Below are 26784 nucleotides of genomic sequence, written 5' to 3' on the forward strand. Positions count from 1 at the left end.
CTCAGGGGTCGCGGCGCAGGCGCTTGACGTCGGAGCGGTGCTTCTTGGACTTGATCCGCCGCTCGACGGCGCCCCTGCTGGGCTTGGTGGCCCGGCGGCGCTTGGGCGGCGGGGCCACGGCCTCGCGCAGCCGCTGCGCCAGGCGGTGCCGGGCGGCCTCCCGGTTGCGCAGCTGGGAGCGGTATTCGGAGGCGGCGATCGTGATCGTGCCGGAGCCCAGCCGCTCGATCGCCCGCGCCTTGAGCGCCGGGGGCAGCGCGGTCGTCGCGGCCACGTCGAAGGTCAGCTCCACCCGGCTGTCGGTGGTGTTGACGCCCTGGCCGCCCGGACCTGAGGAACGGGAGAAGCGCCAGACGAGCTCGATGTCGGGGATGACGATCGAGTCGTTGACGACCAGCGGGCCGGGCATGGGTGGAGCTCCTGTTCGCGTAACGAGCGTTCTGCAGTGACATGTCACCGTATCGGGACGGCCTATGCCGCCCCCAGTGGTTTTCTCCCGCCGGAACCTGGTTGACGGCCGGGTGCAAGCGGCGTATGCCAATATCGCGCGAGAGGATCACGGGGTTGGGGAGGCGCGGATGACGGTCATCGTCGGCGTTCACGGGATCGGCAAGTACAACTATTACCTCCAGGCCGGCCGGTCCGCCACGGGCGCGGCCGAGGTGATGCGGCGCAAGTGGGACCGCTACCTGCACGCCGCGCTCGGCGGGGAGGCGCGGGCGTACTTCGCCGAGATCGCCTACTTCTCCCACCTGCTGCACGACGGTGAGGACGGCCCCGTCGACGGGGCGGACACGGCGGTGCCGCGCCGGGCGGCCGCCGCCATGGAGCTGCAGGCCCAGCAGGTGGTCATCGGCTGGGCGCGCAACCTCGGCGTGGGCGAGCACGTCACCGGCGTGCTCAAGTCGGCCACCGGCTGGCTGCTGGACCGGCTGGACGGCAGGTCGGCGGCGTTCGCCAAGCTGTTCGCGCCGGAGGTCGCCGCCTACCTCACCGACGCGGCCAAGCGGGAGAAGTCCCGGAAGGCCGTGGCCGAGGTCATCCGGCGAAACCGGCCCAAGGTGGTCATCGCCCACTCGCTCGGCAGCGTGGTGACGTACGAGGCCCTGTGGGCGAACCCCGACCTCAAGGTCGACCTGCTCATCACCCTCGGCAGCCCGCTGGGCATGCGCAACGTCGTCTTCGAGCGCCTCCTGCCCGCCCCCGTCAACGGCCGCGGCGAGCGGCCCCGAGGGGTCGGGCGCTGGGTGAACATCGCCGACAAGGACGACATCGCGGCCATCCCGCCCGCCCTGGCCGCCAGCTTCACCGGCGTGGACGTCGAAGAGCTGGTCAACCTCGACTGGATCGACTTCCACACCGCCGAGAAATACCTAGGCTGCCCGGCGCTCGACCCGTATCTGCGACCATTCGTGGCATGACGTGGATTGTCTTCGACTACGGCGGTGTCCTGTCCCTGCCCCAGCCCGAGTCCGACGCCGACGCGATGGCGCGGGCCGTGGGCGCCGAGCCGGGCCCGTTCAAGCTCGGCTACTGGGAGCACCGCCTGGAGTTCGACCGGGGCGGCCTGAGCCCGCACGCTTACTGGTCGGCCGTCCTGGGCAGGCCCGCCACCACGACCGAGGTCGCCCGGCTGGTCGCCAGGGACGTGGCGAGCTGGGCCTACCCAGACGAGGGCACGGTCGCGCTGCTCGACGACCTGCTCGCGGCCGGCCGCGACGTGGCGCTGCTGTCGAACGCGCCGATCTGCGTCGGTGACGGCCTCGACGAGCTGCCCTGGATCGCCGCGATCGGGCACCGCTTCTACAGCGGCAGGATGGGGCTGGTCAAGCCCGACCGGGCGATCTACGACCGGCTGGCCGCCGGGCTCGGGGCCGATCCGTCCGAGATCGTCTTCATCGACGACCGGGAGGAGAACGTCGAAGGCGCGCGGCGGGCGGGCATGACCGGCGTGCACTTCACCGACGCCACCGCCCTGCGCGCCGCACTCCCCGACGTGCCGGGCCCCGTCCACTGATCTTTGTCCTGCTCTGTCCATTTTGCGGATGGAACGACCGGACCGATGCTGTTCACCCACGCTTGACTCCGTTGTCACGGCGGAGTCAGCGCGGGCGGCGATACCTGATGACGTGGACCGCAGAGCCTTCCTGACAGCGGCGACAGCCGGCCTCCTCCTCCCGCAGCCCGCCGCTCCGGCGGCGGCCGCCGCGGCCTCCTCGTCCAGGACACTCAGATCCGACCCGTTCACGCTCGGCGTGGCCTCGGGCGACCCCTCGGCCGACGGCTTCGTCCTGTGGACCAGGCTCGCCACCGACCCGATGAGCGGGGACGGCCGCGGCGGCATGCCCTCCCGCGACGTCGAGGTGGACTGGCAGGTCGCCACCGACGAGCGCTTCTCCAAGATCGTCGAATCCGGTACGGCCACCGCCAGGGCGCGCGACGCCCACAGCGTCCACGTGGAGCTGAAGGGGCTGCGGCCGGGGCGCGACTACTTCTACCGGTTCAGAAGCCAGGGCCGCCTCTCACCGGCCGGCCGCACCAGGACGACGCCGGTGGGGGAGACTCCGCTCACGTTCGCCGTGGCCGCGTGCGCGCACTACGAGCACGGCTACTACACCGCCTACCGCCGCCTGGCCGAGCAGGAGCCCGACCTGGTGGTCTTCCTCGGCGACTACATGTACGAGTACGGCCCCAGCGGCTACACCGCCCTGGCCGGCCGCGTCCGCACCCACAGCCCCGGCAAGTGCCGCACGCTCGCCGACTACCGGCTGCGGCACGCCCAGTACAAGAGCGACCCCGACCTCCAGGCCGCGCACGCGGTGGCGCCGTGGCTGGTGTCGTTCGACGACCACGAGGTGGAGAACAACTGGGCCGGGCCCGTCTCCAGCACCGGCGCCCAGGGGTTCGAGCAGCGCCGGGCGCAGGCGTTCCGTGCGTACTACGAGAACATGCCGCTGCGAAAGGGCAGCCTCCAGGGCGCGGTGCTCCGTGTGAACCGGCGCGTCTCCTGGGGCACGCTGGCCCGCTTCCACCTGCTCGACACCCGGCAGTTCCGCGACGACCAGGCCTGCCTCGACGGCGTGCGGGCGGGCTGCGACGAACGGCTCTCCGACGGGCGCACACTCCTCGGCGCCGGCCAGTGGCGCTGGCTGGAGAGCGGCCTCAACGGCTCCACCACCCGCTGGAACCTGCTCGGTCAGCAGATCCTGATGGCGCAGCGGGACTTCAAGGTCGGGCCCGGGCGCGAGGTGAACCTCGACTCCTGGGACGGCTACGCGGCCGAACGCACCCGGCTGCTGGGCTCGCTGGCGCGTACCCCCAACCCGGTGGTGCTGACCGGGGACGCGCACATGCACCACCTGGCCGAGCTCAAGCCCGACTTCGACGACCCGGACTCGCCGGTGGTGGCCAGGGAACTGGTGGCGTCGTCGATCGCGAGCGACGGGGACGGGTACCGGGACCGGACGTGGATCTCGGAGGCACTTCAGGAGAATCCGCACATCTCGTACATCGATCAGCGGCGCGGGTATCTGATGGCGCGGCTGACCCAGGACGAGTTGTCGGTGGATTTCAGGACCCTGGATTACATCTCCCGCAGGGGCGCCCGTGCCAAGACGTCCCACCGGATCACGATCCCGTCCACCAGTGACACCACCGCCGCCGCGGCCCAGGCCGCCCCACCCCGCACGGGCTGAACGTCGGCTGGGAGGATGCTGAGGGTTTGCTCAACCGCTTCCGAGACCCTCCGAGGCCCTTCCGAGGTTCTTCCTGGCCCTTGGCGGGCGCTTCGGGGGTGTGGTGAGGCCCGGCCGGACTCCGGATGGCAGGTGGGGCGGAGTCCGGCCGGGAGAGAGGCCGGCCCGGGCGGGCGGGTGGTCGCCGTCCGGACCGGCCGGTTCAGGCGCCGGGCCAGCTCCCGTCGGGGAACTCGCCCGGCGTGCCGCCCGACAGGACCACCTGGTCGCTCTCGCCCAGGCCCGAGACGACCTCCACGTACTGGTCGCCGCGCACCCCGGTCCGCACCACCCTGGACGCGTCCCGCCCGCCGGACCGTACGGTGACCACCTGCGTGCCGTCGGAGCGGCTGCGCACCGCCGCGGCGGGGACGTAGATCGTGTCCCTGGCCTGGCCCGTCGTGATCGTCACCGACGCGGTCTGGCCGAGCATGAGCCCGGCCGGCGGCTCGTCGAAAGCGACCGTCACCGGGTAGCGGACGAGCCGGCCGTCGACGGTCGCGGTGGGCGCGATGGCCGTCACCGTCCCCTCGTGGCGCTCGTCACCGCGTGTGGCCAGCGTGACCACGGCCCGCTGGCCGAGCTTGAGCCGGCCCACGTCGGACTCGGTGACCATGGCCTGGACCTGCAGCTCGTCGAGGTCCCCAAGGCTGATGAAGGTGCCGGTGCCCGCCCGGTCGCCGGGTCCGCCCGCGACCGACAGGACCGTGCCCGCCGCCGGGGCCACGATCCTGGTCGCCCGTACGGCGTCGGCCGCCTGCTGGAGCGCGGCTTCGGCGCGCTCCACGTCCGCCGCTGCCTGCTCCGCACTGAGCCCGCCGGCAGCTTGCGACCCCGCGCCGCCCTCACCACCGGTGGCGTCCTTAGCGTCAGCGCTGGTGGTGCCCTTGGTGCCGGTCTCCGTACCGCCTGTGCCAGTGCCGCCTGTGCCCGTGGTTCCTGCGGCCTTGGTGGTGCTGCCGGTTCCCGTGCCGGCGGTCCCGCCGCAGGAACCCTGGGAGGGGTGGCCGGTGCCGGAGGTCGGCTTGCCGCCGCCCGTGGGCTTGCCGGTGGCCATGGGCTTCTTGGTGGACGGCTTGGCGCTGGTGGGCGTGCTGGTGGCGGGTCGGTCGGGTGGGGTGGCGGTCGTGGAGGGGTGGCTTCCTGGCTGCTCGTTCCCGCCGGTGCCGCCGTCCGATGAGCCGCCGGTCGGCCTGGCGGTGACGGTCGCCGTCACGGTGGCCGTGACGCTCTCGGTCGCGGTCGCGGTCGCGGTCACGGTGACCGTCACCGTGGGCCGGGGCTCGGGCTCCGTGGGGCCGGACGTGGGCCTGGACGTCGGGGTGGACGTCGGCGTAGGGGTCGGCGTGCGCGTGGGTCGCGGGCTTCTGCCGCGTGCCTCGCCCGTACCAGGATCCGTCTTCTCCCCATAAGGCTCCTCGGGCCCGTAACCCCCGCTGCCGCCCCCCAACGCGGTGTCCACCAGCACTCCCGCCGGGCTGTCCGATGGGCTGTTCGTCGGGACGGGCGTCGCGCCCGTGGGGACCGGTGTCGCTCGGCCCGTGCTCGCGGGCGTCGAAGCCTTCTTCCCGGGGCCGGCCGTGGGCACGCAGGTCGCGGGGGCCCGGTCGCCGCCGCCAGTCGAGGGGGCGGACGCGGCCTCGTCCCTGGACTCCTCGGCCGCCGCCACATCGGCCTTGGCCGCCTCGTACGCCTCCCGCGCCGCCCGCCCGTCGATCCTGGCCAGCACCTGGCCCTTCTTCACCTTCGCCCCGACCTTCACGTACACCTTCGTCAGCGTCCCCGAAGAGCCGAACGCCAGGTCCCGGCGCGAGCCGTCCACGGTGTCACCCGCCGCGCTCACCGCGGCCGTGACCTGCCCGCGCTGGGCGGCGGCCAGCCGTGCCTGGACGGCGGGCGGGGTGTCGTCGCGCAGAGCCAGTGCCAGGCCGGACCCGGCCACGAGCACGGCCAGGGCGAGCCCGCCCAGCGCGAAAGTCGGTCTCATGAGGGGACATCCTGGCCCAGCAGGATCGCGCCGAGCTGTCAGGACCCTCAGAGTTGCCTGAGTGCCCGCGCGGGACGCCGGCTTGTCAGCGAACGTTCAGGCTGCTCGCGGCTGCGGCGCAGCCTCGTGTGCAAGGGTCACCGCCGTGAAGGTGTCGATCAGGCGCAGAGCGCTGATTACCAACGGAGTGCTCACGGTGCTCCTCCTGGGCGGCGCCGGGCTCGCCTACGCCCAGCTCGGCGCGGGCCAGGCGTCGGGGGAGAGCGCCGTGCGGACGGTGACCGCCTCCCGCGGCTCGGTGACCGCCTCGGTGTCCGCCTCGGGCGCGGTCGAAAGCTCCCGGTCCAGGGCGCTCTCGTTCGGTACGAGCGGAACCGTGGCGAAGATCTACGTCAAGCCCGGCGACAAGGTGGCCAAGGACGACCTGCTCGCCAGGCTGGACGACACCGCCGCCCAGGAGAGCCTGTCGGCGGCCAAGGCCGCGTACGACAGCGCCCTCGACGACGGGACGGACACCGCCCGGCTCTACGCCGCCTTCGTCAAGGCCCGCAACGCCTACAGGGAGGCGCGACGCGCGGTCGCAGCCACCGTGCTGAAGGCCCCGTTCAAGGGCACGATCACGGCGGTGAACGGCTCGGTCGGCGGCACGAGCGCAGGCTCAGGCGACGGTTCAGGATCAAACTCAGCATCGAGCTCGGGCTCTGGGTCAGGCGGTACGAGCTCAGGACAGGGCACGACGTCCGGCGGCGGTTTCGTCGAGCTGGCCGACACCACCAGGCTGCGCCTCGTGGGCACCTTCACCGAGTCGGACGTCGGCCGGCTCAAGCAGGGCCAGGAGGCCACGATCACGTTCGACGCGCTGCCCGGCGTGACGGCCGCGGGCAAGGTCACCCAGATTCAGCCCGTCGCCTCGACCAGCGACAACGTGGTGCGCTACCCGGTCACGGTCACGTTCGGCGAGGTCCCCGACCAGGTCAGGCTGGGCCAGACCGCCACCGTCGAGGTCGTGGTGGGCCGGGCCGACGACGTCGTCACCGTCCCCTCGACGGCGGTGTCCACCAGCGGCGGACGCAGCACGGTCACCGTGCTCCGCGACGGCCGTCAGAGCAGAGTCGCGGTCGAGGTCGGCGTGCGGGGCACGACGCTGACGGAGATCAGGTCGGGCGTGTCGGAAGGCGACCTGATCGTGCCCCCGGCGCCCGCGAACGGCACGACAGGCGGGCAGCGCCAGTTCGGCGGCGGTGCCGGGTTCCCCGGTGGCGGGGGCGTGCCGGGCGGAGGCAGGCGATGACCGTTCAGGAGGAGAGCGCATCCGTCCCCGTGCTGCGCGTACGCGACCTCGTCAAGGAGTACGGCGAGGGCGACGCCCGGGTGCGCGCCCTGCGCGGCGTCAGCCTGGACGTCGAGCGGGGCGACTACGTGGCCGTCATGGGCGCGTCCGGCTCGGGCAAGTCCACGCTGATGAACATCCTCGGCTGCCTCGACGTCCCGACCTCGGGCACGTACCTGATCGACGGCGCCGACGCGGGCCGCCTCGACGAGCACCAGCTCGCCGTCCTGCGCAACCGCAGAGTCGGCTTCGTCTTCCAGTCGTTCAACCTGATCCCCCGCATGAGCGCGCTGGCCAACGTCGAACTGCCCCTCGTGTACGGCGGCGTCGCCCTGGCCGCGCGGCGCGCGCGGGCCCTGGCCGCGCTGGAGCAGGTCGGCCTGGCCGACCGCGTGCACCACGAGCCGAACCAGCTCTCCGGCGGCCAGCAGCAGCGCGTCGCCGTGGCCAGAGCGCTGGTCACCGCCCCCGCGCTGCTGCTGGCCGACGAGCCGACCGGCAACCTCGACACCGCCTCCACCCGCGACGTCCTGGAGATCATGGACCGGCTCAGCGCGTCCGGCCGCACGATCGTGCTGATCACGCACGAGGACGACGTGGCCGCGCACGCCAAGCGGGTGATCAGGCTGGTGGACGGCGAGGTCGTCGAGGACCGCAGACAGGCGCCGGTGGACGGCCCGCCGCCGCGGCTGCCACAGGGCGAGGACGCCGCGTGAACCGGATCGAGATCCTCCGTTTCGCCCTGCGCGGCCTGCTGGCCAACAAGCTGCGCAGCGCGTTGACCACGCTCGGCATCCTCATCGGGGTGGCCGCGGTCATCATGCTGGTCGCCGTCGGCGAGGGTTCGTCACGCAGCATCCAGCAGAACATCCAGCGCCTCGGCGCGAACACGCTCACGATCTCCCCGTCCTTCTCGGGCGGCGGCGGGGGCGTACGGGGGCCGGCCGACGGCGGGAACACCGGGCCGCGCACCCAGGCCAGGCAGCTCAGCCTCGCCGACGCCAAGGCGCTGACGGACAGGACGCTCGCCCCGTCGGTCAAGAGCGTCTCGCCGGTCGTCAACGCCCCCTCGGCCACCGCCGCGTACGGGGCCGCCAGTCACGCGATCGGGCAGTTCGTCGGCACGTACCCCAGCTACTTCGAGGCCGTGAACAAGCCCGTGGCCCAGGGCACCTACTTCTTCAACGACGACGTCCTGGCCGCCAGGAAGGTCGTGGTGCTCGGCCGGACCGTGGCCGAGGAGCTCTTCGGCGACGCCGACCCGATCGGCGGGCGGATCAGCGTGTCCGGGGTGCCGTTCACGGTGGTCGGCGTACTGAAGGCGTCGGGCTCCACCGGCATGCAGGACGCCGACGACGTGGCCATCGCGCCGTTGCCGGCCGTACAGCAGAGTTTGAGCGGGTTCGGCCCGCTCGGCCAGATCGTCGTGCAGGCCACCGGAGCCGGCACCACCACGACGGCCCAGGCCGAGGTCACGGCTATCCTCAACCAACGACACGGCATCACGAACGACAATCCCGACTACCGCATACTCAACCAGGCCACGTTGCAGGAGACCGTCAGTGAGGCGACCGGCACCTTCACCGTGCTGCTCGGCGCCGTCGCCGCGATCTCGCTGCTGGTCGGCGGCATCGGCATCACGAACATCATGCTCGTGACGGTCACCGAGCGCACCCGCGAGATCGGCATCCGCAAGGCCATCGGGGCGCCCAGGAGCGCGATCCTGGGCCAGTTCCTGATGGAGGCCACGCTGCTGAGCCTGGTGGGCGGGCTGTCCGGGGTGCTGGTGGCGTTCGTCGGGACCAGGTTCAGCGTGGCCGGCATCGAGCCGGTCCTGGTGCCGTCGTCGGTCGTGCTGGCGCTGGGCGTCTCGTTGGGGATCGGGCTGTTCTTCGGCAGTTATCCCGCCAACCGGGCGGCCAAGCTCAGGCCGATCCAGGCCTTGCGCCACGAGTAAGGAGAAGGACATGTCCCACCTGGACTCCTCGCCGTTCCCCGGCGACCTGCGGGAGGAGCTCGCCGTCCGGCCCGTCAGGGGCCCGTCGAAGCTCACGATGGCGCTGGGCGCCGGGGTGGTGCTGGTGGCCGGGATCCTCGTCGGCATCCAGGCGCAGAACCTGTTCGGCTCCGCCGGCGCCGCGGCCCAGGCGGGCGCGCAGCGCTTCGGCGCCGGCCAGCCGGGCGCGGGCCAGCCTGGCTCAGGTCAGCCGGGCTCGGGCCAGCAGCCCGGCGGACGGCAGCGCATGGGCGGCGGTGGCGGGGGAGGCACCGCCGGCACCGTGGAGAAGGTCGAGGGCGGCAAGGTCTACGTCAAGACCGCGGACGGCGCCACCGTCACGGTGAACACCACCGACCAGACCACCGTGCGGATCTCCAAGCCGGCCAAGGTCACCGACCTCAAGCAGGGCAGCACGATCGTGGTACGCGGCCAGAAGGGCGCCGACGGAGCTGTCACCGCCGACTCGATCAGCGAGGGCGGCCAGGGCTTCCAGCGCCCCCAGGGAGGAGGCCCGCGATGAACGCACCCGAGGCCAGGCTGCTGGTGGTCGACGACGAACCCAACATCAGGGAGCTGTTCTCGGCCAGCCTGCGCATGGCCGGGTTCGAGGTGCTGACCGCCGCCGACGGCAAGGAGGCGCTGCGGGTGGCCGAGGAGAGCTCGCCCGACCTGGTGATGCTCGACGTGATGCTGCCCGACCTCGACGGCATGACCGTGGCAGGCCGGCTGCACTCGCGCGGCCGGCGGGTCCCGGTGCTGTTCGTGACCGCCAAGGACACGCCGGAGGACAGGATCGCCGGGCTGGGCCTCGGTGAGGACTACGTGACCAAGCCGTTCAGCCTGGAGGAGGTCATCGCCAGGATCAGGGCCGTGCTGCGCAGAACGCGGCGCGGCACGCCGCCGCCGAACCGGATCCGGGTCGCCGACCTGGAGCTGGACGAGGAGACCCACGAGGCGTGGCGCGACGGCGTCCCCGTACGGCTGTCGCCGACGGAGTTCAGGCTGCTGCGGTACTTCATGCTCAACACCGGCAGGGTGCTGTCGAAGACCCAGATCCTCGACCATGTCTGGAACGGCGACTGGCGCACCGACGTCGGTCTCGTGGAGTCGTACGTGTCGTACCTGCGCCGCAAGGTCGACACCGGCGACCGCAAATACCTGCACACGCTGCGCGGGGTCGGCTACATCCTGCGCCCGCCGCGCCTATGAGCAAGCAGTCGTCCGCGTACCCGCGCCCTGGCAAGCAGTCGTCCGCGCACATGCGGCTCAGGAAACAGCTCTCCCGGGCGCCGCTGTGGCTGCGGCTGGTGTCGGCGACCCTCCTGCTGGTCACCCTCGCCATCACGCTGACCGGCCTGTTCGCCGTACGGCTGCTGCGCAGTTACCTCGTCGAGCGCGTCGACCAGCAACTCCGCGTGGCCGCGCTGCCGCGGGACCCGCCCCCGCCGGCCGAACCGCGTCCCGACGGGCGCACACAGCGCTTCTTCGGCCTGTTCCACGGCGTCGTGCTCAGCCCGGGCGGCGACGTGGTCCGGATCATCAGCGAGTCCACCGAGACGAACACCCCCGACCTGCCCCGCCTCACCGCCGCCGACGTGCTCGCCATGCGGGGACGCCCGTTCACGGTGGAGTCGCGCGGCGCGGACGGCCCCAGCTGGCGGGTCGTCGCCGTGCCGACGCGCGGCGGCCTGACCCGGATGACGGCCATCAGCCTCGGCGACGTGGACGCCACGGTCTCCCAGCTCGTCCTGATCGTGGCGGCGGCCGGCGGCGGCACGCTGGTCGTGCTCGGGTTCGCCTGCTTCTGGCTGGTACGCAGGAGCCTGCGCCCGCTGGGCGAGATCGCGCGTACCGCGAAGGACATCGCCGGCGGCGACCTGTCGCGCCGCGTGCCGCTCTGGGCCGGCACCACCGAGGTCGGCAAGCTCGGCCGCTCGCTCAACGCCATGCTGGCCCAGATCGAGGTGGCGGCGCGCGAGCGGGAGGAGGCCGCCGAGTCGGCGCGCGCGTCCGCCACCGCCGCCAGGCGTTCCGAGGAGGTGATGCGCCGGTTCATGGCCGACGCCTCGCACGAGCTGCGCACGCCGCTGACCTCGATCAGGGGGTTCGCGGAGCTGTTCCGGCTGGGGGAGGAGAAGGAGCTGGCCGAGGCGGTACGGCTGCTCGGCCGCATCGAGGGGCAGGCGGCCCGGATGGGGCTGCTGGTGGAGGACATGCTGCTGCTGGCCCGGCTCGACCAGCGGCGCGAACTGGCGACCGGGCCCGTTGACCTGCTCAGCCTGGCCGCCACCGCCGTGATCGACGCCCAGACGCTCGCCCCCGACCGGAGGATCGAGCTGGTCCGGCTCTTCGGCGGCGAGGGCGACGTCGTCGTGACCGGCGACGAGCCGCGCCTGGCCCAGGTGATCAACAACCTCGTCGCCAACGCGCTCACCCACACCCCGCCCGGCACCGCGTTCCAGGTGCGCGTGGGCGTGGACGGCGACCGGGCCGTGGTGGAGGTGGCCGACGAGGGGCCCGGGTTCGCGGGGGAGGTGGCGGAGCGGGTGTTCGAACGCTTCTACCGGGCGGATCCGGCGCGTGCGGCGGGCGGGTCGGGGCTGGGGCTGTCGATCGCGGCCACGCTGGTGGAGGCGCACGGCGGGATCGTCGTCGCCGAGAGCGAACCGGGCAAGGGCGCCCTGTTCCGGATCATCCTGCCCGCACGCGGCGGTGCATCTCAGCCGAAGGCGTAGCCGTACAGGCCGGTGCCCTCGCTGAGCGGGCGTACCTTGCCCAGCTCCAGCCCGGACCGGCGCCGTCCGGGAGCGTACATGACGAGCCCCTGATCCGGCGCCGCCACCACCAGCCCGTCCAGCGCGGGCCTCTTGGCCGACAACGACCGGTACCGCTCCCAGCCCGGCAGGGCGGTCACCTGGGCGCCGAAGTCCCGCCCCTTGCCCTTCACCAGCAGGTTCCCCACCCGCGTCAGCCCGCCCGCCGACCGCCCGGCCAGCACCTGGACGGCCTTCTCACCCGGCACGCCGATGGCCAGCTCGTCGTTGCCGTCGCCGTTGAAGTCCCCGGCGGCCAGCGACGCCCCGAACCGGTCGTAGTAGCGCGGCTTGCCGTCGAGCGAGTTCTGCGACCACGCCTCGGTCCTGTCGGTCCTGAGCCCGCCGGACGAGCCGTACAGCACGTCCACCGTGCCGTCGCCGTAGTCCATCGCCCGCTGGTTGGCGCTCAGCCCCTCGCCGGGCACGCCGATGGCCAGGTCGTCCTCGCCGTCGCCGTTGAAGTCGCCGGTCGCGAGGGCGGTCCCGAAGTTGTCCCACTTCTCGGAGGCTCCCTTGATCCCCGGCGTGCTCTGCGTCAGCAGCCGGGCCCGCCGGCCGCGCACGTCGATCACGGTGGCCGAGCCCTGCCCGTCCATCGTCACGCTGTCGGCCGGCGCCCCGACCACCAGCTCGTCCCTTCCGTCACCGTCGAAGTCCCCGGTCGCCAGCGACGCGCCCCACTGGTCGGTGACGGCCGCCGCCTGCCGTACCCACGACGTCTTCTGCGTGATCTGGTACGGCTTGCGGCCCTTCATCCAGTACACGGTCACCGCCCCGCCCGACCGATGGCTCGGCGCGCCCACGACCAGCTCGTCCTTGCCGTCCCCGTCAAGGTCGCCCGCCGCCAGCGCCGCCCCGAACCGGTCGCTGGACGGCTTCGCCAAGGCCAGCTCCGCGCCGGCCACGAGCCCGCCGGGGGAGCCGTCGAAGATCTGCACGACCCCGTTGCCGTCGCCGCCCGGCACCCGCTCGCCCACGAACTCCTCCGACACCCCCACCGCCAGGTCGGCACACCGGTCGCCGTTGAAGTCCCCGACGGCCAGCGCGGACCCGAACGAGTCACCCGGCTCGGCGCCTTCCTGGGTGAGCTTCACCTTCTCCCCGGAGCCGTACATGACGGTCACCGAGCCGGCCCTGGCGGAGTCGTACGGGGCGGCCACGGCGAGATCGGGACGGCCGTCGCCGTCGAAGTCGAGCGGATGGCCGCCGCAGACACGGGTGGTGGCCGGGGAGACGCCTGAGGCGAGGGGAAGAATCAGACAGGCAGCGAGCAGAGCATTCATACCGGAAGTAATGACCAGTCAGCTCGAACCACGTCTGAACAGCACGAGAACGGCCCAAGAGACCCGGATGCACATCCCATTCCTCGGTCCGCGGACGAATCTCCACCTCGCCCCTGAGGCCTCGTGGCTCCTTGATCACCACATCCGTGCCGGGCCGGCACTTGTGGCCGGGTCGCCCGGTTCTACGGGCCTTTCGAGGCCCGGGAACGTGCCAGGATAGACGGGTGGACATCGACCTCGCGGATCTGAACTTCTGGCGGAAGAGCCTCAAGGAGCGTAATGAGGCGTTCGCCCAGCTTCGGCAGTTGGAGCATCCGGTGTTCTTCCCGGAGAAGAAGGTGCCGTTCCTCCGTTCCGGCAAGGGTTTCTACGCCCTCGTCCGGCACGCGGACGTGATCGAGGCCAGCCGCAACGCCAAGATCTTCTCCAGCGAGCCCGCCGTCACCAACCCCGAGCCGCCCGGCTGGGTGAAGCAGGTGTTCGGCGAGTCGATGGTCAACATGGACGACCCCCGCCACGCCCGCCTGCGCCGCATCGTCACCCGTTCGTTCAGCCCCAAGATGCTGGCCGGCCTGCAGAGCGACATCGAGACGGCGTGCACGCGCATCGTCGACGACGCGATCAAGGACGGGCCGGGCGACTTCGTCACGCAGGTGGCGGCCCGGCTGCCCATCCATGTCATCTGCGACATGCTCGACATCCCGCAGGAGCTGCGGGAGCAGGTGCACAAGCACGTCGACATCTCCACCGCCTACACCGGCGTGCGCCCCAGCCTGGCCCGCAGCGTGCAGATGGCCGGCCAGAACATGCTGGCCCTGCTCGCTCTGCAGCGCATGGTCATCAAGCTCGGCCACGAGCGCATCGCCGAGCCCAAGGGCGACCTGGTCTCGCTGCTGGTCAACGCCAACCCCGACGGGGAGAAGCTCACCGACAAGGAGCTCGGCTCGTTCTTCGCCCTGCTGCTGGTCGCGGGCAACGAGACGGCCAGAAACACGATGGCCCACGGCATCAGGCTGCTCACCGAAAACCCGGCGCAGCGCGAGCTGCTCATGAGCGACTTCGACGCCCACATCAACAACACCATCGAGGAGATGGTCCGCTACGTGTCGCCCATCATGCAGTTCCGGCGCACGGTCACCGAGGACTACTCGCTGCGCGGCCTGGAGCTGAAGAAGGACGACAAGGTCGTGCTCTTCTACGGCTCCGCCAACCGGGACGAGTCGGTCTTCCCCGACCCCGACACGTTCGACATCACCCGCGAGACCAAGCCCCACGTCGGCTTCGGCGGCCCAGGGCCCCACTTCTGCCTCGGCGCCAACCTGGCCAGGCAGGAGATGCGCACGATGTTCCGCGAACTGCTCACCCGCCTGCCCGGCATCCGCTCGGTCGGCGAGCCCGAGCTCCTGCTGTCCAACTTCGACAACAGCGTCCGCAGCCAGCCCTACGCCTTCTGAGCCGAATCTCGCTGGTGGGGTGATCACCAGGGGACGGGCTCGCCGTGGCGGTCCAGGAACTGCAGGCCGGGCGCCCCGGTCTGCGCTTCGAGGACGTCCACGACGGCCGGGACGCTCTCCTCAGGATCGAGAGGCGCGTCCGGCCCGCCGAGCCGGGTCCGGTTGTGGCCGGGGTCGATGAGCAGCTTGGTGTGGCCGTCGTCGGCGTGGCGGGTCGCGTAGCTGCGCATCAACTGGTTGAGCGCGGCCTTGCTGGCCTTGTAGAGCTCGTAGCCGCCCTCGGTGTTGCGCGAGATCGAGCCCTGCTCGGACGACATGACCGCCACGGTCCCGCCTGGCCGGACGAGGTCGCGGAGCGCGGCGAGGGCACGTAGCGGGCTCAAGGCGTTGGTGATCATCACTTCGGTGAACATGCCGGTCGGCACCTCGTCGATCGTCAGATCGCCCCGGTCGATCGCGGCGTTCACGAAGAGCAGATCGAGCTCACGGCCGGAGAGGCGTTCCCGCAACGCGACCAGCTGTTCGGGGCTGGTCATCTCCAGAGTTTCACCTTCGATGCCGTCACCCCAGTCCGGAGCGCCCTCACGAACCGTGGCGACGACCTTCCATCCACGCCGAGCCAGCTCGTTGACAAGGACAAGGCCCAGCCCTCTGGAGGCGCCGATGACAAGGGCCTGGCGGGCGGAGGTGGTGGTCATGGTGTTCGCTCCTCACCATCATCTAGACGCAACGTTGTGTCTAGCCAACGTAGCACGCACCGCTGCGAGAACGCGCGGGGGCCAGGTCGCGGGCCAAGCCGAGGGTCTGCCATGGACTTGCCGAGGGCCTGCCGCAACCGGTCGAGGTTCGGCTGGTGGGTCTGCCGGGGGGTCGTGATCTCAGGAACGGCCGTCGCGGCCGTCGCTGTCGCGGTGGCCGTCACTGGCGCTGGACCTGCCGCTGTCAACGTCGTCGTCGTCATCGTCGGAGGCCAGGACGTTCGTTCTGATGGTGAAGAAGGTGATCAGGGCCGCTACGACCATCATCGCGGCGCTGATCAGCATGGCCATGCGGAAGCCCGCGTCGAACACCGACGGCTGCTCGAACGCGTCGCCCACCAGGCCGACCAGGGGCGGGACCGCGGCCACCGCCAGGAGGCTGCCGGTGCGGGCCACCGCGTTGTTGACGCCGCTGGCCGTGCCCGCGTAGCGCTCGTCGGCGGTGGCGAGGACGGTCGCGGTCAGCGGCGCGACCGTCGCCGACAGGCCGAGCCCGAACACGAACACCGCAGGGAGCACCTGGAACGGGTAGGACGCTCCGGGCCCGATCGTGCTCATCGCCAGGAACCCGCAGCCCGCCACCAGGATGCCGAGCGTCATGGGCCAGCGCGGGCCCAGGCGTTTGGCCAGCTCGCCGGCCCGGGCCGACAGCAGCATCATCAGGATCGTGGTCGGCAGCATCGACAGCCCGGCGGCGATGGGCGAGAACCCGGAGACCACCTGGAGCTGCACCACCAGCAGGAAGAACACCACGCCCATGGCCGCGTACATGATCAGCGTCACCACGTTGACGGCGGTGAAGACGCGGTCGCGGAACATCCCCACCGGGACCAGCGCGTCAGGCGACCTGCGGATCTCGACCACCACGAACGCCGCCCCGGCCGCCGCCCCCGCCAGCAGCGGCAGCCACGCGCCTTTCCCGATCAGCCCGTAGGTGATCCCGGCCAGCGCCAGCGCCGCCAGCGCCGCGCCGAGCACGTCGAAGCGCCCGGCCGCCTGCTCGTCCCTGCTCTCCGGCACGTGCCGCAGAGTGACGAAGACGATCAGCGCCGCGAACGGCAGGTTGATCAGGAACGCCCACCGCCATCCGGCCGTCTGCACCAGCCAGCCGCCCAGCAGCGGCCCGATCGCGCTGGCCACGCCGCCGAGCCCGGACCACACCCCCACGGCCCTCGGCCGGTCGTGCCGGACGAACGACGCCTGGATGATCGCCAGCGACCCCGGCGTCAGCAGCGCCCCGCCGATGCCCTGGAGGGCGCGGGCGGCGATGAGGAACTCGATGTTCGGCGCCAGCCCGCACAGGGCGGAGGCGACCGCGAACCAGACGGTGCCGATCAGGAAGACGGTGCGCCGACCGTAGCGGTCGCCGAGCGAGCCGCCGAGCAGGATGAGCCCCGCGAGCGTGAGCGTGTAGGCGTTGATCGTCCACTGCAGGCCGGCCATGCCCGCGTCGAGCTCGCGGCCCAGGAAGGGCAGCGCCACGTTGACCACGGTGCTGTCGAGCAGCGCCAGACCGGACCCGAGCACGGTCGTGCCGAGGATCCACCGGCCGCGCGCCGACTTGAGCTCGACGTGGTCGTGCGACGCGTCCAGGTGGTTGGTCATACGGCCCATCCTGTCACCGGCCCCTGACACTTCCACCGCAGGCCCGGTCCCGCCTGATCGCTCCGATGACGACGAGTGGCGGGGCCGGCCGCCGGGGCGGGGGAGTCGTGGCGCCGGCGGCCGGGGTCAGTCGCTGGCCAGGGCACGGAGGACGAACTCCGACACCACGGCGCCGGCCGCCTCGACCGTCACGTCGCCCCTGATCAGCGGGAGCCGCTCGGCGCCGATGACGGCCAGGATCATCCGGGCCGTGGCGGGGACGTCGAGCACCCGGAAGTCGCCGGCCTCGATGCCGCTCTCCAGGATCCCGGCCAGGATCCGCTGCATGGGCGCGACGTGCTCGGCCAGCCGCTGGTACGCGTCGGGCCCCAGGGCGGCGCTGAGGTCGGCCGCGCCCGGATGCGGATGGGCCAGCAGCCCCGCCAATTGCAGCCGGACGAACACCCGCAGCCGGTCGGCGGGCCCGGCCCCGGCGGGCATCTCCTGCTCGTAGGCGTCGATGAAGTATTGGGTCACCCGCTCGGTGAACGCCAGCAGCAGCGCCGCCTTGTCGGGGAAGTAGTTGTAGAGAACCGTGCGGGTGATGCCGGCCTCGCTCGCCACGTCGGTCATGGAGATGGCGTCGATGCCCTGCACTCTCGACAGGCGCGAGACGGCCTGGAGGATCCGGTCGCGCGTCTGGGCGCGGTGCTCGCCGATGGTGGCGGCCTGGATGCGGGGCATGCGTCAATCGTAGGCCGGGCGCGCGCCGACGTTCCCGGCAACATGGTCTTTCTGTCGGCGGGGGAGCGAGAGAGAAGCGCCGCTGAAGCCGATCCGCGTCGTGCCGTGCCGGGCCTGCCTCGCCGGTCGTAAAGCGACTGTCGATTTCTTGCGTTACTCATTTCCATTTTTGCGGCAACGGTTGTAACATCGCCTCATGCCGAGACGACTCTCCGACGTGGCCGCCTTCGCCGGGGTCAGTGTGGCCACCGTCAGCCGGGTGCTGCACGACAAGCCGGGCATCGCCCAGGCCACCCGTGACTCGGTGCTCACCGCGCTCGACGTCTTCGGCTACGAGCGCCCGCAGAAGCTGCGCAACCAGCGCGCACCGCTGATCGGGCTCGTGCTGCCCGAGCTGCAAAACCCGATCTTCCCCGCCATGGCCGAGCTGGTCGTCACCGAGCTGATCAGGCACAACCTGCTACCCGTCCTGTGCACGCGCACCGCCGACGGGCTGCCGGAGGCGCACTACGTGCAGATGTTGCTGGCCCAGAACGTCGGCGGCATCGTCTTCATCGGCAGCAGCTACGCCGACGCCGGAGCGGCGCAGGTCAAGGAGTTGCGCGCGCGGAAGCTGCCGATCGTGCTGATCAACGCGGCCGACGAGAACCTCGACGTACCCCGGGTGTGCGTGGACGACGGGGTCGCCGTGCGGCAGGCGCTCGGCCATCTGCGTGCTCTCGGGCACGAGCGCATCGGGCTGATCCTAGGGCCGGTCGGGCACGTCCCGTCCGCGCGCAAGCTCGCCGCCTTCGCCGAAGAGGCCGCTGAGCGCGAGGAGGGGACGCAGGGGGTGCGCGGCCGCTGGTCAGGCGAGCGTGGTGAGCCGGGGTGGCGCGCGCTCGTGGCGCACACGATCTTCACCATGGAGGGCGGCGCCACCGCCGCCGCGCGCCTGGTGGGCGAGGGTGCCACGGCGCTGGTGTGCGCCAGTGACGCGCTCGCGCTCGGCGCCGTCAAGTCCGTACGCAAGCAGGGCCTGCGCGTGCCGGCCGACGTGTCCGTGGTCGGGTTCGACGATTCGAGCCTGATGAGCGTCACGGACCCGCCCCTGACCACCGTGCGCCAGCCCATCGCGGCCATGGGCGGCGCGGCGGTCGCCGCGCTGATGTCGCAGATCAACGGCCATGTGGTGCCTGTCGACGAGGTGCTGTTCGACCCCGAGCTGATCGTGCGGGGATCCACGGGGATGTGTCCCGCCCGCTAGCCCAGAGCCGCTGTCAGTAAATTTCATATCACAGCAAGATTCTTGCGGCACGCTATGGACATCCGGCGAGCGCGGTCCTACGGTTCTGGCAACACCTCGGCGCCCGGAAACCTCCAGGCGACATGCCGGTCATCACCACGTGACACCAGCGCGTCCCGCTGGCGATCCGGGCTGCCCTGGTGCGGAAGTTCCCCCCACGGAAGGGATCGCTAGGGATGAAGCGCGGCAGAGCCCTCGGGCTGTCACTGGCCGTCTGCGCGACGCTGGCCTGCGCGGCATGCGGCGGCGGGGCTCCGGAGCAGGAGCCGGCGGGCGGTCCCGTGACCATCACGGTGAACGGCCTGCCTCCGGCCACCGACGAGTACAACCGGGCCGTCTTCGAGGAGAACGTCAAGGCGTTCGAGGCCCGCTACCCGGACTACCGGATCGAGGCCAAGGAGGGTTTCATGGACCCTCAGACGTTCAGCGCCAAGATCGCCGGCGGCCAGCTCGAAGACGTCTTCTACGTCTACCTCACCGACGCCCAGAACCTCATCGCCAGGCGCCAGGTCTCCGACGTCAGCCCGTACCTCGCGGACTTCCCCGTCACCAAAGACTACAAGCCGGGCCTGATGAAGGTCTTCTCCGACGACAAGGGCAAGCTGTACGGGCTGCCCGACGACAACTACTCCCTCGGCCTGCTCTACAACCGCGCCCTGTACAAGAAGGCCGGCCTCGACCCCGACAAGCCCCCGCTCACCTGGGAAGAGGTCCGCGAGAACGCCAAGAAGCTGACGGCGCTCGGCGGCGGCGTCGTCGGCTACGGCGACTACAGCAAGTCCAACACCGGCGGCTGGCACTTCACCGCCGAGATCTACTCCGTCGGCGGCGACGTCGCCGTCAAGGACGCCACCGGCGCCTGGAAGCCCGCCTTCAACAGCGACCAGGGCCGCCAGGTGCTGCGCCAGCTCAAGGACATGCGCTGGACCGACGACACGATGGGGCAGCGGCAACTGCTGGAGTACGACGACCTGGTCAAGCTCATGGCCTCGCACAAACTGGGCCAGATGATCGGCTCGACCGGCGACCTGACCAACACCGTCACCCGGTTCAAGTCCACGTACGACGACTTCGGCATGGGCCCGATCCCCGGCGGCCAGGGCACGCTCGGCGGCGGCTCCGGCTACATGTTCAAGGCCGGGCTCAGCCCGGAGCAGATCAAGGCGGGCCTGGCCTGGCTGACGTTCAGAAAGAACCCCGACCGCATCGACGCCGACAACGCGCGGGCCGCCGCCAAGGGCCTGCCCGTCGGCCTGCCCGAGCCGAACGTGTGGACCGGCGACTCCGAGCGCAAGCAGCGTGAGGCGACCGAGAAGCACGCCACCGTCCCCACGAAGAACTTCGCGCCGTTCGCCGAGGCGCTCGGCCGCGTCCCGGTCAAGCTGGAGCCGCCGAACGCGCAGCAGATCTACGCCGTGCTCGACACCGCCATGCAGAAGGTCCTCACCGACGAGAACGCCGACGTCGATGCGCTGCTGGCGAACGCCGAGAAGCAGGTCGGCCAGATCCTGGCCGCGGTCAAGTGACGGCCGTCCCCGCGCACCGCGGCCGCCGGAGGGGGGCCTGGCTGCGCCGCAACCTGCACGCCTGGGCCTTCCTGGCGGCCGGCGTCGCGTGCTTCGCCCTGTTCTCGTGGTACCCGCTGGTCAGGGGGATCGTCCTCAGCTTCCAGCAGGTCAACTTCGTCACCGACGCGGTCTGGGTGGGCTGGGACAACTTCCGCGCCCTGTTCGACGACCCGCTGTTCTTCACCGCCTGGGCCAACACGCTGGAGTTCACCGGGCTGGCGCTGCTGTTCGGGTACGCGGTGCCGTTCGTGGTGGCCATCGTGATCAACGAGTTCCGGCACCTCAAGGGCTTCTTCAGGATCGCCGTCTACACCCCGGTCATGCTGCCGCCGATCGTCAGCGTGCTGCTCTGGCAGTACTTCTACGACCCGGGCAACGGCCTGTTCAACTCGATCCTGACCGGTATCGGCCTGCCCGCCTCCGACTGGACGCAGTCGCCGAAGATGGCCATGATCTCCCTGGTCCTCGTCTCGACCTGGGCGAACATGGGCGGCGCCACGATCATGTACCTGGCCGCCCTGGCCACCATCCCGAGCGAACTGTACGAGGCCGCCGAGCTCGACGGCGCGGGCGTCCGGCAGCGCGTCAGGCACGTCGTGCTGCCGCAGATGCGCTTCATCCTGCTGGTGCTGCTCCTGCTGCAGATCGTGGCGACCATGCAGGTCTTCATCGAGCCGTACCAGCTGACCGGCACCACCAACCCGGACACGATCACGGTGCTGGTGCTCGTCTACCGCTACGCCTTCACCGTCAACAACGACTTCGGCCTGGCCGCCGCGATGAGTGTGCTGCTGTTCGTGGTGCTGGGCGCGTTCTCGGCCGCGTACCTGCGCCTGACCCGCGACAAGGACTGAGATGACCCTCACCACCGTGCGCCCGGCCGCCGTCGCCGGGCCGCCGCCAGGCCGGTCGCGGCGCGCCCGCGGTCGCCGGCGGGCGCGGCGCGAGCCCGCCGCCAGGACGTTGATCTCCGAGGCCGACCTCAACCGGGGCCACCGCCGCGTCCTCTACTGGGCCGCGCTGACGGCGATGGCCGCGCTGTTCCTGCTGATCTTCATCTTCCCCCTGTACTGGATGATCACCGGAGCCATGAAGGCGCCCGCCGAGCTGGCCGAGCCGGTGCCCACGCTGGTGCCGCGCGCGTGGCACCCCGAGACGTTCGCCGTCGCGTGGGAGCGGCTGGACCTGGGCAGGTTCCTGCTCAACACCGCCTTCTACACGGCCGGCGTCTGGCTCGTCACCCTCGTGGTGGACGTGGCGGCGGCGTACGCGCTGTCACGCCTTCGGCCCGTGCTCGGCAAGCTGGTGCTGGGCCTGATCCTGGCCAGCCTCATGCTCCCGGCCGACGCGCTGCTCGTGCCGAAATACCTGGCCGTGGTGGACGTGCCGATCTTCGGCGTCAACCTGGTCGACTCGCCGTGGGCGCTGTGGCTGCCGGCCGCGGCCAACGCCTTCAACATCTACGTGCTCAAGCGCTTCTTCGACCGGATCCCCGGCGAGCTGCTGGAGGCGGCGGCCATCGACGGGGCCGGGCGGCTGCGCACCCTGTGGAGCGTCGTGCTGCCGCTGTCGCGGCCGGTGCTCGCCGTCGTGTCGATCTTCGCGATCATCGGCTCGTGGAAGGACTTCCTCTGGCCGCTGCTGGTGCTGCGCGACCCTCAGGCGCAGACGCTCAGCGTGGCGCTGAGCCGGCTGGCCATGACGGGGTACGTGCCCCAGAACGAGATGTTCGCCGCGCTCGCCATCGCCTCCATCCCCATGATCGTCATCTTCATGATCTTCCAGCGCGGCATACTCAACGGCCTGTCGGCCGGCGCGCTCAAGGGCTGATCCACCCCTCACCCCGAGTAAGGAGCCCGGTCCGCCATGCCCGAAAACAGGCTGCCAGAAAACACGCTGCCAGAGAACACGCTGTCCGGAAGCACGCTCAGAACCCTGTTGCTCGCCCTCCTCCCCGCCATCGCCCTCGCCTTCGTGGCCCTTCCCGCCGCACAGGCCGCCACCCGCACCTACCAGGCCGAATCGGCCGCCCTGTCCGGCGGCGCGGCCGTCAGCACCGAGCACGCCGGCTACACCGGCAGCGGTTTCGTGGCCGGCTACACCGACGGCAACAAGGGCCGCGCCGCCACCACGTTCACCGTCACCGCCGCCACCTCGGGCGCGGCCACCGTCGGCCTGCGCTACGCCAACGGCACCACCGCCACGATGTCCCTGTCCGTGTACGTCAACGGCGCCAAGATCCGCCAGATCTCCCTGCCCGCCGTCGGCGTCTGGAACACCTGGGCCACCAGGGACGAGACGTTCACTCTCAACGCCGGTCAGAACACCATCGCCTACCGCTTCGACGCCACCGACCTCGGCAACGTCAACCTGGACAGCATCACGGTCGCCGATCCGGTGGCGGCGCTGCCGTACGAGATGGAGAGCGCGTTCCTGTCCGGCGGCGCGAGCGTGGCCACCTCGATCGGCGGCTACGCGGGAACGGGCTATGCCACCGGGTTCACCACGCCCGGTGCCCGCGCCATCCGCACCGTGACCATGCCCGCCGCGGGCTCGGCCGCCACGACGCTGCGCTACGCCAACGCGACCGGCGGCGCCAGGACGCTCACCGCGTACGTCAACGGGCTCAAGGCCGGCCGCCTCACCCTGCCCGCCGGCTCCGGCTGGCTCACCCTCACCCATACGCTGACCCTGCGCGCGGGCCTCAACCTCATCGGCTACCAGTACGACAGCGGCGACACCGGCGGCGTCGCCCTCGACGGCATCACCGTCGCCGGCGCCGGCACCCTCGCCGCCAGGGGCGCCACCGTCCCCTACACCGAGTACGAGGCCGAGCAGGGCACGACGAACGCCTCCGTCATCGGCCCCGACCGCGCCTACCTCACCCAGGCCGCCGAGGCGTCGGGCCGCCGCGCCGTCAAGCTCGACGCCACCGGCGAGTACGTCCAGTTCACCCTGACCAGGCCGGCGAACTCGATCGTCGTGCGCCACATCGTCCCCGACAACGCGGCGGGAACCGGGATCACCGCCCCGCTGGCCCTGTACGCCGACGGCGTCAAGCTGCAGGACCTCACGCTGAGCTCTACCTACAGCTGGGTCTACGGCGCCTACCCGTACGGCAACGACCCGGCCGGCGGCAGCCCGCACCACTTCTTCGACGAGGCCCGCGCCCGCATCCCCGCCCAGCCCGCGGGCACGGTGCTGAAGCTGCAGAAGGACGCCTCGTCCAGCGCCGCCTACTATGTCATCGACCTGATCGACACCGAGCAGGTCGCCCCCGCGCTGCCCATGCCCGCCGACCACCTGTCCATCACCTCCTACGGCGCCGTCGCGAACGACGCCGGCGACGACACCGCCGCGATCGACGCCGCCATCGCGGCCGCCCGCGCCCAGGGCAAGGGCGTGTGGATCCCGCAGGGCACGTTCGTCATCGGCGCCCGGATCAACGTGGCCGGGGTCGCGGTACGCGGCGCGGGCCAGTGGTACAGCACCGTCCGCGGCACGAACGGCAAGGGCGGCTTCTTCGCCACCGGCTCAGGCGTGCAGATCGCCGATCTGACCATCGCCGGCGACGTCCGCTACCGCGACGACGCCGCCTTCGACACCGGCATCGAGGGGAACTTCGGCACCGGCTCCCTGGTGCACAACGTCTGGATGGAGCACGTCAAGGTCGGCATGTGGATCGACTCCGGCACCGACGGCCTGTACGTCGCCGGGGTGCGCATCCGCGACACGTTCGCCGACGGCGTCAACATCCACGCGAACGTCCGCGACACCCGCTTCGACCAGAGCGTCGTCCGTAACACCGGGGACGACGGGCTGGCCATGTTCTCGCAGGGCGCGGCGGTGACGAACTGCGCGTTCACCTTCAACACGGTCACGCTGCCGATGCTGGCCAACGCCGTCGGCGTCTACGGCGGCTCCGGCAACCGGGTCGAGGACAACCTGCTGTCCGACACCGTGACCGCCTCGGCCGGCATCGCGATCAGCACCCGTTTCGCGCCGGTGCCCTTCAGCGGCACGACCTCCGTCCGGCGCAACACGCTCACCAGGACCGGCGGGTACGAGCCCAACTGGGGAGCCCAGCTCGGCGGCCTGTGGATCTACGCCGACACGGCCGACATCACCGCGGCCGTCGTGGTCCAGGACGTCACCGTCAGCGACAGCCTCCACCAGGGGCTGCTGCTGAGCTGGCAGCGCACCATCTCGGGCCTCACCCTCGACAACGTCACCATCTCCGGCGCCGGCACGTACGGCATCGAGGCCGCCGCGGCCGGCAGCGCCACCGCGAGCGGCGTCAAGGTCACCGGGGCCGCGTCCGGCGGCCTGAACAACCTCACCGGCTACACCTTCGTCCGAGGTCAGGGCAACAGCGGCTGGTGACGGCCGCACCCCGGGGACATGCGGCCGGTGACGGCCGCACCCCGGCGGACATGTGGCCGGTGACGGCCGGACCCCCGGGGGGCATCTCGCGGGATGCCCCCTTTCTCCTCCTCTTCTCTGCTTCTCCTCCTCCGTTGACAGTCAGGAGCCACGTGTCCCATCCCCAGCCGTCCGTGCCGTCCGCCGCCTGGTGGCGTACCGCCGCGATCTACCAGATCTACGTGCGCAGCTTCGCCGACGGGAACGGAGACGGCGTCGGCGACCTCGCCGGGCTCCGGCAGCGCCTGCCCTACCTGCGCGACCTGGGCGTGGACGCCCTCTGGCTCACCCCGTGGTACGTCTCCCCGATGGCCGACGCGGGCTACGACGTGGCCGACTACCGCGACATCGACCCCGTCTTCGGCACGCTCGCCGAGGCCGAGCGGCTCATCGCCGACGTGCACGCCCATGGCCTGCGCCTGCTCGTCGACCTGGTGCCCAACCACTGCTCTGCGCGGCACCCCTGGTTCGTCGAGGCGCTGGCGGGCGGGCCGGCGCGGGAGCGGTTCTGGTTCCGGCCGGGACGGGGGCGCGACGGCGAGCTGCCGCCCAACGACTGGCGCTCCTACTTCGGCGGGCCGGCGTGGACGCGGGTCGCGGACGGGCAGTGGTATCTGCACCTGTTCGCCCCCGAGCAGCCGGACCTCAACTGGGAACATCCGGAGGTGCGCGGGGAGTTCGAGGACATCCTGCGCTTCTGGCTGGATCGCGGGGTGGACGGGTTTCGCGTGGACGTGGCGCACGGGCTGGTCAAGAAGGCCGGGCTGCCGGACGTGGGAGAGGACCCGGACCCGGCGGACCTGCCGTACCAGGACGTCGACGGCGTGCACGAGATCTACCGGTCGTGGCGGCGGGTCGCCGACTCCTATCCGGGTGAGCGGGTGTTCGTCGGCGAGGTGTGGCTGCCGACTCCTGCCCAGTACGCCCGCTACCTGCGGCCCGGCGAGCTGCACTCGGCGTTCAACTTCGAGTTCCTGTGCGGCGCCTGGGAGCCGGGCCCCGTCCGCGACGTGATCACCGCCACCCTGACCACGCACGAGAGCGTCGGCGCGCCGCCCACCTGGGTGCTGTCCAACCACGACACGATCCGCCACGTCACCCGCTACGGCCGCGCCGAGACGGCCTTCGACATGGGGAACAAGCGCCACGGCGCGCCCAGTGACCTGGAGCTGGGTGTGCGCAGGGCCCGTGCGGCCGCGCTGCTCACGCTGGCGCTGCCCGGCGGCGTCTACGTCTACCAGGGCGACGAGCTCGGGCTGGCCGAGGTGGAGGACCTGCCCGATGAGCTGCTGCAGGATCCCACGTGGGAACGCTCCAGCCACACCGACCGGGGCAGGGACGGCTGCCGGGTGCCGCTGCCCTGGTCGGGCGATGAGCCCCCCTTCGGCTTCTCGCCGCCCGGCGCGGCCCGCGCTCCCTGGCTGCCGCAGCCCCTCACCTGGAAGGGCCTGACCGCCGCCGCCCAGGAGGCCGACCCCCGCTCGATGCTCTCCCTCTACCGGTCCGCGCTGGCGCTGCGCCGCGACCTGCTCGCCGGGCTGCCCCCGGCGCTGACGTGGCTGGACACGGAGCCCGGCGTGGTGGCCTTCGCCAGGGAGGAGGGATTCGCCTGCTTCGTGAACTTCACCGGCGCTCCCGTGCCGCTGCCCGGCCACGTCCTGCTCGCCAGCGCGCCGGTCGAGGACGGGCTCCTGGCCCCGGACGGCTGCGCCTGGGTACGGCTCCCGCCGCGCTGACCCCCCGCGCGGACCCGTACGGTAAAGTCGCCGGGGCTCTGAACAGGAGCGTTCGTCTCGCGCAGAAGGAACTTCTTGCCCAGC

The 26784-nt window shown here is 71.5% G+C and carries 22 protein-coding genes; 16 read left to right on the plus strand and 6 right to left on the minus strand.

Features of this window, described 5'->3' with window-relative positions:
• Position 1: 1 nt before the first annotated feature.
• Entirely contained in the window at positions 2-409 is a 408-nt protein-coding gene (gene arfB / locus AB0C27_RS10410; protein WP_357840860.1) for an alternative ribosome rescue aminoacyl-tRNA hydrolase ArfB, read from the minus strand.
• Between the two features lie 169 nt (positions 410-578).
• Here arfB and AB0C27_RS10415 point away from each other — a divergent pair, with 169 nt between their 5' ends.
• From AB0C27_RS10415 to AB0C27_RS10425, 3 genes are all read left to right on the plus strand, one after another.
• Positions 579-1421, plus strand: a complete 843-nt coding sequence (locus tag AB0C27_RS10415; protein WP_357840863.1) for a hypothetical protein — start codon at positions 579-581, stop codon at positions 1419-1421.
• Complete coding sequence (locus tag AB0C27_RS10420) at positions 1418-2017, plus strand: HAD family phosphatase (RefSeq protein ID WP_357840867.1); 600 nt, start codon at positions 1418-1420, stop codon at positions 2015-2017. Before AB0C27_RS10415 ends, AB0C27_RS10420 begins: the two co-directional genes overlap by 4 nt.
• Positions 2018-2129: 112 nt before the next feature.
• Positions 2130-3695, plus strand: coding sequence for an alkaline phosphatase D family protein (locus AB0C27_RS10425; protein ID WP_357840870.1), 1566 nt, complete (start codon positions 2130-2132; stop codon positions 3693-3695).
• A 202-nt stretch (positions 3696-3897) separates the two neighbouring features.
• On the opposite strand, the gene AB0C27_RS10430 is transcribed toward AB0C27_RS10425, so the two are convergent.
• Positions 3898-5721 (minus strand): efflux RND transporter periplasmic adaptor subunit, encoded by a 1824-nt coding sequence (locus AB0C27_RS10430; protein WP_357840873.1) that lies wholly within the window; start codon positions 5719-5721, stop codon positions 3898-3900.
• Between the two features lie 145 nt (positions 5722-5866).
• Here AB0C27_RS10430 and AB0C27_RS10435 point away from each other — a divergent pair, with 145 nt between their 5' ends.
• From AB0C27_RS10435 to AB0C27_RS10460, 6 genes are read left to right on the plus strand one after another with little or no spacing between them, the layout of a single operon-like run.
• The gene (locus AB0C27_RS10435; protein ID WP_357840877.1) at positions 5867-7012 is read left to right on the plus strand and encodes an HlyD family efflux transporter periplasmic adaptor subunit; all 1146 of its coding nucleotides are present in this window, start codon (positions 5867-5869) and stop codon (positions 7010-7012) included.
• On the plus strand, positions 7009-7767 hold the full coding sequence (locus AB0C27_RS10440; RefSeq protein WP_357840880.1) for an ABC transporter ATP-binding protein: 759 nt from the start codon (positions 7009-7011) through the stop codon (positions 7765-7767). The genes AB0C27_RS10435 and AB0C27_RS10440 overlap by 4 nt, the downstream gene beginning before the upstream one ends.
• Complete coding sequence (locus AB0C27_RS10445) at positions 7764-9008, plus strand: ABC transporter permease (RefSeq protein WP_357840883.1); 1245 nt, start codon at positions 7764-7766, stop codon at positions 9006-9008. The genes AB0C27_RS10440 and AB0C27_RS10445 overlap by 4 nt, the downstream gene beginning before the upstream one ends.
• A gap of 10 nt (positions 9009-9018) precedes the next feature.
• A complete protein-coding gene (locus tag AB0C27_RS10450; RefSeq protein ID WP_357840885.1) occupies positions 9019-9570 on the plus strand; it encodes a hypothetical protein in 552 nt (183 codons plus the stop codon).
• Positions 9567-10259 carry a response regulator transcription factor gene (locus AB0C27_RS10455; RefSeq protein ID WP_346114700.1) on the plus strand — a complete coding sequence of 231 codons (693 nt, stop codon included), beginning with the start codon at positions 9567-9569 and terminating at the stop codon, positions 10257-10259. Before AB0C27_RS10450 ends, AB0C27_RS10455 begins: the two co-directional genes overlap by 4 nt.
• On the plus strand, positions 10256-11785 hold the full coding sequence (locus AB0C27_RS10460; protein ID WP_357840888.1) for a HAMP domain-containing sensor histidine kinase: 1530 nt from the start codon (positions 10256-10258) through the stop codon (positions 11783-11785). The genes AB0C27_RS10455 and AB0C27_RS10460 overlap by 4 nt, the downstream gene beginning before the upstream one ends.
• Here AB0C27_RS10460 and AB0C27_RS10465 read toward each other — a convergent pair.
• Entirely contained in the window at positions 11770-13149 is a 1380-nt protein-coding gene (locus tag AB0C27_RS10465) for an FG-GAP and VCBS repeat-containing protein (RefSeq protein WP_357840891.1), read from the minus strand. The genes AB0C27_RS10460 and AB0C27_RS10465 overlap by 16 nt on opposite strands.
• Positions 13150-13373: 224 nt before the next feature.
• Here AB0C27_RS10465 and AB0C27_RS10470 point away from each other — a divergent pair, with 224 nt between their 5' ends.
• Positions 13374-14603, plus strand: coding sequence for a cytochrome P450 (locus tag AB0C27_RS10470; RefSeq protein WP_357840894.1), 1230 nt, complete (start codon positions 13374-13376; stop codon positions 14601-14603).
• A gap of 23 nt (positions 14604-14626) precedes the next feature.
• On the opposite strand, the gene AB0C27_RS10475 is transcribed toward AB0C27_RS10470, so the two are convergent.
• The 3 genes from AB0C27_RS10475 to AB0C27_RS10485 all read right to left on the minus strand — a co-directional run bounded on the left by AB0C27_RS10475 (position 14627) and on the right by AB0C27_RS10485 (position 17689).
• The gene (locus AB0C27_RS10475) at positions 14627-15301 is read right to left on the minus strand and encodes an SDR family NAD(P)-dependent oxidoreductase (RefSeq protein WP_357840896.1); all 675 of its coding nucleotides are present in this window, start codon (positions 15299-15301) and stop codon (positions 14627-14629) included.
• Between the two features lie 180 nt (positions 15302-15481).
• Positions 15482-16966: an MFS transporter gene (locus AB0C27_RS10480; protein ID WP_357840899.1), complete on the minus strand. Its 1485-nt coding sequence runs from the start codon at positions 16964-16966 to the stop codon at positions 15482-15484.
• Positions 16967-17092: 126 nt separating this feature from the next.
• Positions 17093-17689, minus strand: a complete 597-nt coding sequence (locus tag AB0C27_RS10485; RefSeq protein WP_357840902.1) for a TetR/AcrR family transcriptional regulator — start codon at positions 17687-17689, stop codon at positions 17093-17095.
• Positions 17690-17885: 196 nt separating this feature from the next.
• Here AB0C27_RS10485 and AB0C27_RS10490 point away from each other — a divergent pair, with 196 nt between their 5' ends.
• From AB0C27_RS10490 to AB0C27_RS10515, 6 genes are all read left to right on the plus strand, one after another.
• Complete coding sequence (locus AB0C27_RS10490; protein WP_357840905.1) at positions 17886-18935, plus strand: LacI family DNA-binding transcriptional regulator; 1050 nt, start codon at positions 17886-17888, stop codon at positions 18933-18935.
• Positions 18936-19150: 215 nt separating this feature from the next.
• Positions 19151-20500, plus strand: a complete 1350-nt coding sequence (locus AB0C27_RS10495; protein ID WP_357840908.1) for an extracellular solute-binding protein — start codon at positions 19151-19153, stop codon at positions 20498-20500.
• Positions 20497-21396: a sugar ABC transporter permease gene (locus AB0C27_RS10500; RefSeq protein ID WP_357840910.1), complete on the plus strand. Its 900-nt coding sequence runs from the start codon at positions 20497-20499 to the stop codon at positions 21394-21396. The genes AB0C27_RS10495 and AB0C27_RS10500 overlap by 4 nt, the downstream gene beginning before the upstream one ends.
• Before the next feature lies 1 nt (position 21397).
• Positions 21398-22372 (plus strand): carbohydrate ABC transporter permease, encoded by a 975-nt coding sequence (locus AB0C27_RS10505; protein WP_357840913.1) that lies wholly within the window; start codon positions 21398-21400, stop codon positions 22370-22372.
• Between the two features lie 36 nt (positions 22373-22408).
• On the plus strand, positions 22409-24925 hold the full coding sequence (locus AB0C27_RS10510) for a CBM35 domain-containing protein (protein WP_357840916.1): 2517 nt from the start codon (positions 22409-22411) through the stop codon (positions 24923-24925).
• Between the two features lie 152 nt (positions 24926-25077).
• A complete protein-coding gene (locus AB0C27_RS10515) occupies positions 25078-26700 on the plus strand; it encodes a glycoside hydrolase family 13 protein (RefSeq protein WP_357840919.1) in 1623 nt (540 codons plus the stop codon).
• Positions 26701-26784 lie beyond the last annotated feature (84 nt).

The organism is Nonomuraea sp. NPDC048882, from assembly GCF_040649755.1.
In the GTDB taxonomy this organism is placed as follows: domain Bacteria; phylum Actinomycetota; class Actinomycetes; order Streptosporangiales; family Streptosporangiaceae; genus Nonomuraea; species Nonomuraea maheshkhaliensis.

Bases quoted from the DNA above. Each gene is read 5' to 3' on its own strand.
- arfB (WP_357840860.1), bottom strand. From the start codon at position 409: ATGCCCGGCCCGCTGGTCGTCAACGACTCGATCGTCATCCCCGACATC.
- AB0C27_RS10415 (WP_357840863.1), top strand. From the start codon at position 579: ATGACGGTCATCGTCGGCGTTCACGGGATCGGCAAGTACAACTATTAC.
- AB0C27_RS10420 (WP_357840867.1), top strand. From the start codon at position 1,418: ATGACGTGGATTGTCTTCGACTACGGCGGTGTCCTGTCCCTGCCCCAG.
- AB0C27_RS10430 (WP_357840873.1), bottom strand. From the start codon at position 5,721: ATGAGACCGACTTTCGCGCTGGGCGGGCTCGCCCTGGCCGTGCTCGTG.
- AB0C27_RS10440 (WP_357840880.1), top strand. From the start codon at position 7,009: ATGACCGTTCAGGAGGAGAGCGCATCCGTCCCCGTGCTGCGCGTACGC.
- AB0C27_RS10450 (WP_357840885.1), top strand. From the start codon at position 9,019: ATGTCCCACCTGGACTCCTCGCCGTTCCCCGGCGACCTGCGGGAGGAG.
- AB0C27_RS10455 (WP_346114700.1), top strand. From the start codon at position 9,567: ATGAACGCACCCGAGGCCAGGCTGCTGGTGGTCGACGACGAACCCAAC.
- AB0C27_RS10460 (WP_357840888.1), top strand. From the start codon at position 10,256: ATGAGCAAGCAGTCGTCCGCGTACCCGCGCCCTGGCAAGCAGTCGTCC.
- AB0C27_RS10465 (WP_357840891.1), bottom strand. From the start codon at position 13,149: ATGAATGCTCTGCTCGCTGCCTGTCTGATTCTTCCCCTCGCCTCAGGC.
- AB0C27_RS10475 (WP_357840896.1), bottom strand. From the start codon at position 15,301: ATGACCACCACCTCCGCCCGCCAGGCCCTTGTCATCGGCGCCTCCAGA.
- AB0C27_RS10480 (WP_357840899.1), bottom strand. From the start codon at position 16,966: ATGACCAACCACCTGGACGCGTCGCACGACCACGTCGAGCTCAAGTCG.
- AB0C27_RS10485 (WP_357840902.1), bottom strand. From the start codon at position 17,689: ATGCCCCGCATCCAGGCCGCCACCATCGGCGAGCACCGCGCCCAGACG.
- AB0C27_RS10490 (WP_357840905.1), top strand. From the start codon at position 17,886: ATGCCGAGACGACTCTCCGACGTGGCCGCCTTCGCCGGGGTCAGTGTG.
- AB0C27_RS10495 (WP_357840908.1), top strand. From the start codon at position 19,151: ATGAAGCGCGGCAGAGCCCTCGGGCTGTCACTGGCCGTCTGCGCGACG.
- AB0C27_RS10505 (WP_357840913.1), top strand. From the start codon at position 21,398: ATGACCCTCACCACCGTGCGCCCGGCCGCCGTCGCCGGGCCGCCGCCA.
- AB0C27_RS10510 (WP_357840916.1), top strand. From the start codon at position 22,409: ATGCCCGAAAACAGGCTGCCAGAAAACACGCTGCCAGAGAACACGCTG.